The sequence below is a fragment of the Rheinheimera sp. genome (genome assembly GCF_037442525.1).
Classification (GTDB): Bacteria; Pseudomonadota; Gammaproteobacteria; order Enterobacterales; family Alteromonadaceae; genus Pararheinheimera.
The window spans coordinates 89,844-102,714 of record NZ_JBBIQD010000010.1; the positions used below are offsets into that span (position 1 = coordinate 89,844).

Sequence of the window (12,871 nt, forward strand, 5' to 3'; positions counted from 1 at the left end):
CTGGCCTGTAGGGCTGGCAACACCAGCTAAAACAGTCCATTTTCGCTGAAATTGAGTTGTACAGAGGTTAGTTATGTCGTTGCAAATCGCTCCATTAAACAAAGAAAAACACGCCACTACCAAAATCGATGTGGAGCAAGCCTTTCTTCATATTAAAGAAGAACATATTGTGCCAGTGTCGGCTCATGAGTTTGTTCGTGTAGGTGCTGAGCTGCCTGTGGTCTTCCTGAAAAACGAAAAAGCCGGTGCTTTTGAAGCTGTGGCTATGTTGTCTCTGCAGCAGGGCTCCAACATGATGGTGGAAGACGGCAAATGGCTGGGCATGTATGTACCACGTGCGTTTCGCAATTTCCCGCTGGCGCTGATGGCCAACCCGAATGACCCGGCTGATAAAGACAACCTGTATATCTGTGTGGCTGAAGGCAGCCCAATGGTCAACACAGAAAAAGGCTATGCGCTGTTTAATGAAGACGGCTCTCAGTCTGAGTTTTTGCAAAAACGTTCAGAAGCGATGGCGGATTTTTTACGTCAGATGGAACAGACGAAAGAATTCAACCGCACTCTGGCCGAGTTGGACCTGCTGAGCCCACAAAGCCTGACCATTGAACTGGATGGCAACAAACGTGAACTGACGGGTTTCTACGTGATTGACGAAGCCAAACTGAACCAGCTGGACGCCGACAAGTTTGCTTTGCTGCGCAGTAAAGGCATGTTACCTCCAATTTATGCACACCTGATGTCACTGCAACAGGTGCAGCGTTTAGGTGAGCGTCAGCGCCAGCTGAATAAAACTGCGGCGGCTTAATAGCGCGAATCAACATCAATGACGCAAACCCGGCTTGTGCCGGGTTTTTTTATGCCCTCACGACTGTGTCGATCCCATAAATGGCATTGCTTAAAAATAAATCAAAATAGTGCTTGATCTCAGCCTTTATCCGCGCCATAGTAGTCATGACAGCGTTGTCATTTGTGTTTTAAGCAGTCCAATGCGGCAATCTGTTGTTGTGAACATGCAGCTTCAATGTGCTGGCATTGGAACTGGTTAAGAGGTCGTATCTTTGTGGTGTGGGTAGTTGCGCCACAGAGACTTCATGACAGGGATGTGTTTTTTGTTTGCCAATCTGTGCCCAATCTGCAAAGGGTGGTGGTGTGTAAGGCAAGAATTTGCTGTTTCGCTGCTGCACTTTGGTCCCCGGGTTTTTGCAGGATAGCTCTTTGAGGTATCCTGCTTTTTTATTTGCCACTGCAGTGGAGAACTCCGTTGAAGCCTTTGAAAAACTTGCCTGTACCTGGCCTGGTGCGCTGGGGCATTTTGGGGTGCGGTAATGTTACTGAATTAAAAAGCGGCCCGGCTTTTGCCAAAGTGCCAGGCTCTGCATTGATGGCTGTGATGCGCCGCGATGCAGCGAAAGCGGCCGACTACGCCCGCCGTCATCAGGTACCCCGCTGGTACAGCGATGCGGATGCATTGATTGCGGACGCCGACGTGGATGCGGTGTATATAGCGACACCACCTGCCAGCCATAAAGAGTTGGCGTTAAAAGTGGCGGCCGCCGGTAAACTATGTTGTGTTGAAAAGCCGATGGCGCTGAATGCCGCCGAGTGTGCCGAGATGGTGCAGGCCTTTGAAACACGTGGTTTACCACTTTATGTGGCTTATTACCGCCGTTCTTTGCCGCGTTTTTTACAACTGAAAAGCTGGCTGGAGCAGGGCAGGATCGGCGAGGTACGGCAGGTGCACTGGAATTTCAGCCGTATGGCCTCAGCGCAGGATTTAAGCGGCCAGGCGCACTGGCGGGTCGACCCTGCAGTAGCGGGTGGTGGTTATTTTGTCGATTTGGCCAGCCATGGTCTGGATTTGCTGATGTACCTGCTGGGTGATATGGCTGAGGTGAAAGGCTTTACCGCGCGTCAGCAAGGCCTGTATCAGGCGGAGGATGCGGTGACGGCTATCTGGCGTTTCCGGTCCGGCGTACTTGGCAGCGGTTTCTGGAACTTTGTGTCGGCAGCGCGGCAGGATCATCTGAGTTTTATCGGCAGCCAGGGGCGGATTGACTGTGCCGTGTTTGATGAGGTGCCGCTGAAACTGACCACTGCAGAGGGCACACAAGAGCTGCATATGGCGCACCCTGAGCATATTCAGCAGCCGCATATTGCCACTATGGTGCAGGACATTCTGCAGGGCAGCGGCCATCCGTCCACCGGCGCAACGGCACTGCGTACCAACTGGGTGATGGATCAGATCCTTGCTCAGGCCTGATGGCACAACAAAAAGGCCGGTGCAGTACCGGCCTGAGTTCAACTTTTGCAGCCCAACCTGCTCAGTCGAGTTGAGTGACCCTGCTCTGGCGGCCCTGCGCTGTGCTTCGCAGCAACACAGGTCCTGACGGAACCTTCACCGCTTCGGTATACGGCTGCCAGCTTTGGCCCTTGTCGGTGCTGTATTCAATGGTTAAACCATCCCAGGCACTGTTCGCAAGCAACAGGCCATTTTGTCGTACCGCGCCAGGTGGCGGCAGGTACAAAGCAATTCCGGCTGCATCCAGGCGTGGCAATTCCTGTTGCACCAGTGCCAGGCTGAAACGCTGATAATCGGCGTTCCGTGCCTGTGGGTCCGGCTCATCCGATTCCCATTCCGCCTGGTACCAGGCCCGTTCTGCCAGCGCCAGTAAACGCGGGTAGACCAGCTGTTCCAGCTGCTCAGCCGTGCGGATGGTTTCACTCCAGACCTGGCCCTGAATACCCAGAATATTGTCCGGTTGCTCCAGTTTCGGCAGCTCGCGGCCGAGCAGGGCTTCCAAGTCATAAATTGGCTGGCCTTCGCGGGTTTTGTCGGCATTGGCATACAGGTGATCCGGCATATAACCAAACACTTTGGCCAGGTCAGTAAAGCGGGCCGCCCAGTAATAGCCCCGTTCTTCCGGATGGGCTTCATAAGGGTGGTCAAAATACAGGTGGGTACCGTGCGACAACACCACCTGATAGCCGGCGTTGGCCAGCCGGTAAGCTCGGTCGGCCACACCCCATTCCCAGATATTGTCCCAGACATTGGCTATCACGGCCGGATTGGCAAACTGAGCCCGGTTAAAAGGGGTTTTGGCGTCGTACATCAGGCCGTCTTCCCAGCCACCCAGCGCCATCTGGCGGTTGGCGGCCAGCATCGCCACTTTGCTGACAAAATAAGGTTTTAAATCAGCCACGCCGGACACGCCATTTTCCGGCTCTGCGATTAATGAGGCACAGGCTGGCGAGGCGGTCCAGGAACCGGCGCCCACTTCGTCACCGCCCATATGAAAGGTGTTCAGCCGTAATCCGGCCTGGCGGTACATTTGCTGCAGCTCGTACATCACTTTATCGACAAAGGCATAACTGGAGGGCAGGCAGACATTGACTGAATTGTCGTTGTAATTCTGCACTGTCAGGTACACTGACTTGTCGTCCGGGTCGGACAATAAAAACTGGCGGGCCGCCTCTTCTTTACCCTGAGCTTTGAGTCTGTTGTAGCGGGCCTGCATGGCTTTTACCGCTGCCCGGGCATGACCTGGCATATCAATTTCCGGTATCACTTCAATATGGCGCTCGGCGGCGTATTTTAAGATCTCAATAAATTCGGCTGTGCTGTAATAGCCATTGCCCGAACCGGATTTGTCCGGCCCTGTACCCAGCTGGGTCAACAGACACTGCTGCTCGGTCAGGTCAAAACAGCGGTTGGCGCCTATCTCCGTCAGCTCGGGCAAGCCAGGAATTTCCAGACGCCAGCCTTCATCTTCGGTCAGGTGCAGGTGCAGCTTATTCAGCTTGTAACGGGCCATTTGTTCGATCAGCCGCAAGGTCACCTCTTTGCCGTGGAAATTGCGTGCCATGTCGTAATGCATGCCACGCCAGCGGTAGCGGGGCCAGTCACTGATTTTGGTCTGCGGCAGCTGGAGGCTGTCACCCTGTTTTTCCAGCAGTGCCAGCAGGCTTTGCACTGCATAAAAACCACCGGCGTTGTCGGCACCACTGAGCTGGATCTGATTTGACTGTACTGTTAAGCGGTAACTTTCAGCCTGCGGCAGATCATCGGCCGTGATCAGCTGAATTTGACGTGGGCCTGGCTGGCTGGTCAGTGGCAGGTCCAGGCCAAATTGCAGTTTCAGTTGCTGCTGTAAATAACTGGCTTCCTGTTTTAACCGGCCCTGATGATAGAGTTGCCAGCCGGCACCAACAGTGGTCAGCTCGTCTTCATCTTCGCGTTGTTGCACTGTCGGGATCACGGACCATTGGGCCGTTTGGCGGGAGGCGCTTTGTTGCTGCTGGTGTTGTGCAAAACGCAACTCAGGCGTGGCCACAGGGTATAAATCCTGTGTCGGCTGATTAAAACGCAGCAACTGTTCAGGCCGGGTGGAGGCTTCGACAAAGGCGCTGAAGTCCTCGGTGTTGGTATTGGCAAAAATGGCTGGTTTCAGTTTGCCGCTGCTGATAAATGCCCGGGGCATCCAGTCGCTGTAACTGACAATCCAGGGGGCCGAGTTAAATTCCAGCCGCAATGTCTGTCCGGGAGCCAGGCCTGCAAACTCTTTAGTGGCGGTAATCTGGTGCAAGTCGCCCTGGACATGGCTCAGTTCCAGACCGGCACTGACAGTGGTATTGATTTTTCGAATCGAGTGAAAATAAATCCGCCAGGGTGCAGTACCTTTACTCAGGCTCTGGCTGGAATTGTTTTGCAGCACCACTTCACCGCTAAATTTGTTTTGATCCGGGCCAAAGTTCGATTTCACCGCAAACATCAGGCGGGTTTTTTCGGCAAACTGGTCGAGTTGCTGTTGGCTTTGAAACGCCAACACTGGCTGGGCCGTTAAACTCAGCAGTAGTAACAGGTAACGCATTCGTCTCTCCCTCAACTGTTGTTCAGTGAGCCATCGGCGGCTCGCTGGATTTCCCTGTCAGCGCAGACAGGGGACAGACAACGCAGACCACTCGTCATGACACTGCTATCTTCAGTGGCTGGAGTGTATAATTATTTGATTCAATTTAATAATTTTTGCATCTGTCGGAGCTTAACAAAAATTAAAGTTCGATTTTTAAACAAGGGTCTTGTTATTTGTCAAAATTATTATATGCTGAATTGGAAAAATGACAACGCTGTCAATTCGGCTTTTTGCTGAAATAACAGACAGCAACGCCTGACAGCCTTAAGCTGTGCTGGAGGGCAGGTATGACGATGCAACGAGGTTGATGGGATGACGACAGCAGTAGGCTATGAAGGCCCATTGTTTTTGGGGATTGATGGCGGTGGCAGCAAGTGCCGCGTCATTCTGACCACAGCAGACAATCAGGTGGTAGGCGAGGGCTTGTCTGGCCCGGCCAATCCTTTACGTGGTATGAAAGTCGCCACAGATTCTATTTTATCGGCCACCCATCAGGCGCTGACCTGCGCCGGTCTGGCACACAAAGACATCAACCAGCTGATTGTTGGTGCGGGCCTTGCCGGCGTCAATATGCCGGAATATTTTCGTATTTTCTCAGACTGGCAACACCCGTTTAAGGCCATGTACCTGACCAGTGACTTGCATGTGGCCTGTATTGGGGCGCACCAGGGCGGTGATGGCGCCGTCATTATTGCCGGAACTGGTTCCTGTGGTCTGGCTGATGTCAAAGGCGAAATTATTGAAGTCGGCGGCCATGGCTTTCCTTATGGTGACAATGGTAGTGGTGCCTGGATGGGATTGCAGCTGGTGCATCATGTATTGCTGGCGAAAGATTTATTGGGCCCAGCCACCTTATTGACCGATTTGTTATGCGATGAGCTGAAACTCAGTGACACCCTGGCCCTGGTGGATTTCTTTATGCACGCCACCCCCACTACGTACGCGAAATACGCACCGCTGGTATTTACCGCCGCCGAGCGGGGAGACGCCATAGCGGCTGAGATTATCCGCCAGGCGGCGGCTCACATTGACGCCATAGCACTGCGTTTATTGAGTATTAACCCGCCCCGTCTGTCGTTAATTGGCGGACTGGCGCAGAAATTATTGCCTTATCTGGTACCTGAGGTACAAAGTCGGGTCACCTCGGCGTTGCAGGCTCCGGAATTTGGTGCCATCTGGTTTGCCCGCCAGCGGCATCCAGTCTGAATTTAACCAGCAGTGAAAGAGAATTTTGTATGACCAGTACCATCATGGCGCGTGAAGCGGCCGAAGCCCCACAACGTATCCAGCAGCAACTTCAAAGCAATGCCAGTGCCATCCAGGCCGTGGTAGAGCTTATTCGTCAGCGTCAGCCGCGTTATGTCTATATGGTCGGCCGGGGTTCTTCTGACCACGCGGGCGTCTTTGCCAAGTACCTGATTGAAATTGAAATTGGCTTGCCGGTTGCGGCTGCTGCACCTTCTATTGCCAGTGTGTATGGCAAACAGCTGGATTTAACAGGTGCCTTGGTATTGGTCATTTCGCAGTCGGGCCGCAGCCCGGATATTCTGGCGCAGGTGGCCATGGCCAAAGCGGCTGGCGCCTTGGTGGTCGCATTGGTGAATGACACCACATCGCCTCTGGCAGAGCAGGCCGATCAGGTGCTGCCGCTCAATGTTGGGGAAGAAAAGGCTGTGGCCGCGACCAAAAGCTATCTGGCCACTTTAAGTGCCTTGTTGCAACTGGTGGCCGCCTGGTCTGGCCGCAAAGAATTGCAAAATGCGGTAGTGGCATTGCCAGCATTGTTAGAGCAAGCCAAAGTCTTACCTGCTCAGCTGACTGCCGCTGCCCTGGATGGGGTGAAGCACTGCGTGGTGTTGGGTCGTGGCCCAGGTTATGCCATCAGCCGTGAAATTGCGCTGAAGCTGAAAGAAGTCTGCGGTATTCATGCCGAAGCCTTTTCCAGTGCCGAATTTTTGCATGGCCCTGTGACGCTGGTGAAAGATCAGTTCGCCATTATTGATGTCAGCATTGCCGATGAAGCCAATGCGGCACATCAGGCACAAATTGCCGAAGTGCGCAGCCGTGGCGCCCGTATTGTGCACCTGCATCACGGTGAACTCAGTGCCAACCCCCGTGTTCTGCCACTGTTGTTGTTGCAACGTTTTTATCTGGATGTGGAAGCTGTGGCCCGTGCCCGTGGCGTCAACCCGGATGCGCCTCCGGGCCTGAACAAAGTGACTAAAACTGTTTAGGAGCCTTTATGCAGCAGCTTGCAGTCGCGCGTTTATTTGACGGTGAAAAGTGGCTGGACAACCAATGCCTGAGCTGGCAAAACGGCCGTATTGTCCGGATTGAACCGGCAGAGGGGGACGTGTTGTCACTGACCCTGGCGCCCGGTTTTATTGATGTGCAGGTGAATGGTGGTGGTGGTGCTTTATTTAACACCGATACCAGCCTGGACGCGCTGCGCACTATGGTGAAAGCGCACAGCCAGTTTGGCAGCACCTTATTGCTGCCTACAGTGATCACCGATTCGGTTGAAACCATGCAGGCAGCAGCCGACGTGATAGCTCAGGCTATAGCGGCCGGCGAACCTGGTGTGGCCGGAGTGCACTTTGAAGGGCCACATTTGTCGGTGCCAAAACGCGGTGTGCACCCGACCGCTCATATCCGGGCGCTGTCCGATGCTGAAATGGCCATTTACCGCCGCACCGATTTAGGTATCAAGCTGGTGACAGTGGCACCGGAGAATGTCAGCCCTGAGCAAATTCGCCAATTGGTGGCTGCCAATGTGATTGTTTGCCTGGGCCACAGCAATGCGGATGCGGCGACCACACAAGCGGCGCTGGATGCCGGTGCCACAGGTTTTACCCATTTATACAATGCGATGTCGCCATTAACCTCACGCGAGCCTGGAGTGGTCGGTGTCGCTTTGGCGGACCCACACAGCTGGTGTGGCCTGATCCTGGATGGCCACCATATTCACCCGCTGGCAGTGAAAGTTGCGCTGGCCGCCAAACCCAAAGGCAAACTGCTGCTGGTGACAGATGCCATGTCCCCTGTTGGAACCAGTCAAAGCGAATTCGACTTTTTTGAAGGCAAAGTGATCCGCCAGGGCAATAAGCTGACCAACCTCGAAGGCAGCCTGGCCGGTTCTGTGCTGGATATGGCTGATGCGGTACGGTACGCGGTGCGTGAGCTGGGGCTGGAGCAGGGCGAAGCGCTGCGGATGGCGTCATTGTACCCGGCTGAATTTTTAGGTATTGCCACAGAGCGCGGGCGGTTACAACCAGGTTACCTGGCCGATTTTGTGGTGCTGGATACACAAGGTCAGGTACAGGCTTGTTATCTGGCGGGAGAGCAACACAGCTGATTCTTTAGAACGGTCCCTGCGCTGCGCACTGCCAGCGCAAGTAAATAATAAAAATACAAACAACAGGAAGGAATTATGGAAATGACAGTCGACGCATCCAAGGCGCGCAGCAGTGTGCTGCCAATGGCCATAGTGGCATTGCTGTTTTTTGTGCTGGGGTTTGCCACCTGGCTGAACGGCTCGCTGATGCCTTATTTAAAACAAATGCTGCAATTGTCGCCGTTTCAGGCCTCCCTGGTGCTGTTTTCTTTTTATATTGCTGTCACCTTTACCGCTTTGCCCTCGGCCTGGGTGATCCGCAAAGTAGGTTACAAAAATGGCATGGCGCTGGGCATGGCGATCATGATGCTGGCCGGGCTTTTGTATATTCCCGCCGCCCAAACCCAGACCTTCGCTTTATTTTTATTGGCCCAGCTGGTCATCGGCACAGGCCAGACCTTGCTGCAAACCGCGGTGAATCCTTATGTGGTGAAAATTGGCCCTGAAGACACGGCGGCGGTGCGCATCAGTATTATGGGTATTTTGAATAAAACAGCCGGTGTGGTGGCGCCTTTGGTCTTTACTGCACTGATTGTCAGTGGTTTTTCGGCACCGGCAGACGCGGTGTTAACGCCAGAACAAATTGATGAAATGGCCGCCAGTTTAGTTGGCCCTTACCTGGGGCTGGCGGTGTTTCTGGCCTTACTGGCGCTGGCAGTGAAGTATTCACCTTTGCCTGAGTTGCCGAAAGAGCAGGACGGTGCCCGCGGTATGGCGCAGCTGAAAGCCGCTTTGGCCAAACCTTCGTTAGTGTTGGGTGTGCTGTCGCTCTTTGTTTATGTGGCGGTGGAAGTGATAGCCGGTGACACCATTGGCCTCTTTGCCTTGTCGCTGGGGGTGGAGCGTTACACAGTGATGACCTCCTACACCATGGTGTGTATGGTGCTGGGTTATGTGCTGGGCATAGTGCTTATTCCGCGTCTGTTATCGCAGCAGCAGGCGCTGGCCAGTTCTGCGGTACTGGGCCTGGTGCTGACGCTGGTGGTGGCCTTGGGGGACAGCAGCTCTTATGCCATTTCCAATGCGTTGCTGGTGCCTTTTGGCGGAACCGCTTTGCCGGACACCCTGCTGTTTATTGCGGTGCTGGGTCTGGCCAATGCCATTGTCTGGCCTGCAGTCTGGCCTTTGGCTTTGTCGGGCTTGGGGTCCTTAACCAGCATTGGCTCGGCGCTGCTGATTATGGGTATTGCCGGTGGTGCATTTGGCCCGCTGTTCTGGGGCTTGCTGAGTGGTACTGGCCTGGGCCAGCAGGGCGCTTACCTGGTGATGTTGCCCTGTTATGCGCTTATTCTGTTTTACGCTGTCAAAGGCCATCAATTACAAAGCTGGAACTAACCAATGGGGTCAGAGTACCACTCTGACCCCGACTCTGACCCCTTCTTTTGAGGTGCTATGTCTGCTTCCCGTTTTTATGCACTCGACGCTTTACGTGGTCTGGCCATCGCTTTGATGATCCTGGTCAATACCCCGGGGTCCTGGGCTTATGTGTACAGCCCGTTATTGCATGCGGCCTGGGACGGTTTTACCTTTGCCGATCTGGTGTTTCCAACCTTTTTATTTGTGGTTGGCGCCTCGATGTATTTTTCACTGAGCAAACTGCAGCCAGGTGCCGCAGCCGTCTGGCGGATCAGCGAAAGGGCACTGAAGCTGATTGCGTTGGGTATTCTGCTGAATTACCTGCCTTTTACTGAGCCGTTGGCTGAACTGCGTTTACCCGGCGTGTTACAGCGTATTGGTCTGGCCTATTGGGCCGGGGCTTTGCTGGTGCTTTATTTGCCTAAGCGGGCATTGTGGCCCAGTGCTGCGCTGCTGGTTTTTGGCTACTGGGCGCTGTTGCTGCTGGGCTCGGCTGAGCCTTACAGCCTGGAACATAACCTGGTGCGTCAGCTGGATTTAGCCGTCTTTGGTGCCGCTCATCTGTATCAGGGCTTTGGTATGGCGTTTGACCCTGAAGGCTTATTGAGCACCTTGCCTTGTGTGACGGCGGTGATTTTGGGTTATGCCACAGTGCTCTGGCTGAAAAAGCAGTCGCAGCAGCAGGCGGTCAGAGGTTTAACTCTGGCAGGTGTGGCGCTGATTGTGCTGGCGCTGTGCTGGCATTGGCTCTGGCCTATCAATAAAGCACTCTGGTCTGGTTCTTATCTGGCGCTCAGTACAGGGCTGATTTTATGCCTGCTGGCGGCCTTGGTCTGGCTGGTGGATATCAAAGGCCAGCAGCAACTGGCATCGCCTTTGACGGTCTATGGTACTAACCCTTTGTTTATCTATGTGTTGTCCTGGGTCTGGGCTGTGGTGTTTGGCCTGATCACTGTGCAGGGTGCGGATGGCACTATCAGTGCTTATCAGTGGACCTTTTTGCAACTGGCCAGTTTGATGCCGGAGAAACTGGCGTCTTTGCTGTTTGCACTGGCGCATGTGGTGGGGTTTTGGGCGCTGTCCTTGTGGCTGTATAAGCGCAATATCATTATTAAGTTGTAAATAACACCAGGGCCAGCTGATGCTGGCCCTGGTGTTTCCATGGTATGGAGTTCAGGGTTGTTTCGCTTTGCGGATATATCTGTCCATTTCCGCTTCGAGTACTTCCAGCGGTAAAGCGCCGTTTGCCAGCAGGGCGTCGTGAAAATCGCGCAGGTTAAACTGCTCACCCAGTTCTTTTTCGGCTTTGGCGCGCAGCTGGCGGATTTTAATTTCACCCATTTTGTAGGACAGCGCCTGCCCTGGCCAGGAAATATACCTGTCCACTTCGGCCCGCACATTGGCCTGCGACAAGGAGGTGTTGGAGGCAAGGAAATCCAGTGCCTGCTGACGGCTCCAGCCTTGCGAGTGAATGCCGGTGTCGATCACCAGCCGGCAGGCGCGCCACATCTCGTAACTCAGGCGGCCAAACTGCTGGTAAGGTGTGTCGTACACACCCATTTCCACGCCCAGACGCTCGGCATACAAGCCCCAGCCTTCGCCATAAGCACTTAAATACAGGTTGCGACGAAACTGTGGCACATTGTCCAGCTCTTGCGAAATGGCGTTTTGCAGATGGTGACCAGGCACAGATTCATGCAGCGTCAGCGCCACCAGCTCATAAAGCGGGCGTTGGTCCAGCGCATGGGTATTAACCCAATAGGCACCACCACGAATGCCCCCAATAGCCGCCCCATTGTAGGAAGCGGTGGTGTAGTTGGGGGCTATTTCAGCCGGCACTGGCACCACGCCATAAGGCAGGCGGGGCAGTTTGCCAAAAAACTCAGGCAGGCGGTAATCAATACGTTTGGCAATGTACGAGGCCTCTTTGAGCAGTTCCACTGGGGTTTTGGCATAAAACTGCGGGTCGGTACGCAGGAACTGGGTAAAGTCGGCAAAGCTGCCTTTAAAACCGGTTTGCTGAATCAGGGCATCCATTTCGGCCCGAATACGTTTGACCTCAGCCAGGCCGGTCTGGTGAATGCTGGCCGGGTCTAAGTCCTGCGTCACATAAGTTCGGATCGCATGGCGGTAATAGGCTTTACCATCGGGCAGCTGCTCCGCACCCAGGCTGTTGCTGGCGGCTTTCAGGTAGTCGCCTTCCAGAAAATCAGCCAGTTGGGCAAAGGCCGGAATGGCATGGGTCGCGATGGCGTCACGGCCAGCTTGTTGCAGCTGTTGTTGCTGAGCCGCACTAAAGTTGGCTGGCAACTTTTTAAAGGGCTCATACAGGCTGCTTTGGGTTGGATCGGCGTACACCTGAGCCCGAACCGTCGGCGCTATACCTTGCACCACGATTTTTGGCAGCACAAAACCGTCTTTGATACCGGCACGCATATTGGTGATATTCTCGTCAAAGTAGCGGCCAAAGTCCTGAATACGGGCAATGTAGTCCTGGTAGTCGGCCACTTTACTCATCCGCAGGCCGCTGCTGGCGTCCAGCGCCGCACTCCAGAAACTGTAAAAGGTATTGGCCGGAATACGATCCAGAAACAGCTGGTTGGCTTCGATGGAGTTTTTCAGTACCCAGGCCAGTAATTGCTGGTTTACCCGGTCGGCATCGCTCAGCGCACTGCTGTCAATGGTGTTCAACCGGCTTAGCAGCTGTTGTTCCGCTTTCAGGCGACGGCTGCGGTCTTGGGCCGTTACGCCGGGTAAGCGGTTATTGTAGCCGCTCAGTCCCATCCGGCCGGCGGTGATTGGGTCTTCCTGCAGGCTGTATTGCCAGTGGTCGTCAATCACTTGTTGCAGCTGTTCTGTGGCGGTGGCGGCCTGCAGCGAGGCGGACCAGCCACAGAGGGCGATGGCTAAAATGCAAAAATAGGTGCGCAGATAAAACACAAAAGGCTCCGGAAGCTAAGGTGAAGTTCGTAGCCATCACCTTAGCATGGCGCCACGCAGTGCTGACAATTTCTGTCCTGCGGCGGCCACAGTCCGGCGTATTTGCGCTTATTAAATAATCCAGCTGACAGTGAAAAAGAGAGCCAAGGCCTGATATGGGGTGGAGCTGTGATAGTGAACAGCTGAATTCGGCTGAGGAGGCAAGCAAACCAGCCACCTGAGCCAAATTCAGATCTCAAGGCTGGCAATCCAGGGCGGGGTAAACCCGCGC

At 54.3% G+C, this 12,871-nt stretch carries 9 protein-coding genes; 7 read left to right on the top strand and 2 right to left on the bottom strand.

What is annotated here, in order from left to right:
- Positions 1-73 precede the first annotated feature (73 nt).
- Together WKJ03_RS14255 and WKJ03_RS14260 are read left to right on the top strand one after the other, a co-directional pair.
- Positions 74-805 (top strand): SapC family protein, encoded by a 732-nt coding sequence (locus WKJ03_RS14255; protein ID WP_337842892.1) that lies wholly within the window; start codon positions 74-76, stop codon positions 803-805.
- 456 nt (positions 806-1,261) lie between these two features.
- Positions 1,262-2,260 (top strand): Gfo/Idh/MocA family oxidoreductase, encoded by a 999-nt coding sequence (locus WKJ03_RS14260; protein ID WP_337842893.1) that lies wholly within the window; start codon positions 1,262-1,264, stop codon positions 2,258-2,260.
- Between the two features lie 61 nt (positions 2,261-2,321).
- On the opposite strand, the gene WKJ03_RS14265 is transcribed toward WKJ03_RS14260, so the two are convergent.
- Positions 2,322-4,868, bottom strand: a complete 2,547-nt coding sequence (locus WKJ03_RS14265) for a family 20 glycosylhydrolase (protein ID WP_337842894.1) — start codon at positions 4,866-4,868, stop codon at positions 2,322-2,324.
- 354 nt (positions 4,869-5,222) lie between these two features.
- On the opposite strand from WKJ03_RS14265, the gene WKJ03_RS14270 reads away from it, so the two are divergent.
- The 5 genes from WKJ03_RS14270 (at position 5,223) to WKJ03_RS14290 (ending at position 10,782) form a co-directional block, all read left to right on the top strand.
- Complete coding sequence (locus WKJ03_RS14270; protein WP_337842895.1) at positions 5,223-6,116, top strand: BadF/BadG/BcrA/BcrD ATPase family protein; 894 nt, start codon at positions 5,223-5,225, stop codon at positions 6,114-6,116.
- 29 nt (positions 6,117-6,145) lie between these two features.
- Positions 6,146-7,144, top strand: coding sequence for an SIS domain-containing protein (locus WKJ03_RS14275; RefSeq protein WP_337842896.1), 999 nt, complete (start codon positions 6,146-6,148; stop codon positions 7,142-7,144).
- A gap of 8 nt (positions 7,145-7,152) precedes the next feature.
- Positions 7,153-8,265 carry an N-acetylglucosamine-6-phosphate deacetylase gene (gene nagA / locus WKJ03_RS14280; RefSeq protein ID WP_337842897.1) on the top strand — a complete coding sequence of 371 codons (1,113 nt, stop codon included), beginning with the start codon at positions 7,153-7,155 and terminating at the stop codon, positions 8,263-8,265.
- Positions 8,266-8,340: 75 nt separating this feature from the next.
- Positions 8,341-9,639, top strand: coding sequence for a sugar MFS transporter (locus WKJ03_RS14285; RefSeq protein ID WP_337842898.1), 1,299 nt, complete (start codon positions 8,341-8,343; stop codon positions 9,637-9,639).
- A 57-nt stretch (positions 9,640-9,696) separates the two neighbouring features.
- Positions 9,697-10,782, top strand: coding sequence for a heparan-alpha-glucosaminide N-acetyltransferase domain-containing protein (locus tag WKJ03_RS14290; protein WP_337842899.1), 1,086 nt, complete (start codon positions 9,697-9,699; stop codon positions 10,780-10,782).
- Positions 10,783-10,833: 51 nt separating this feature from the next.
- Here the strand turns inward: WKJ03_RS14290 and WKJ03_RS14295 are convergent, their stop codons facing one another.
- Entirely contained in the window at positions 10,834-12,600 is a 1,767-nt protein-coding gene (locus WKJ03_RS14295) for a DUF885 domain-containing protein (protein WP_337842900.1), read from the bottom strand.
- Positions 12,601-12,871 lie beyond the last annotated feature (271 nt).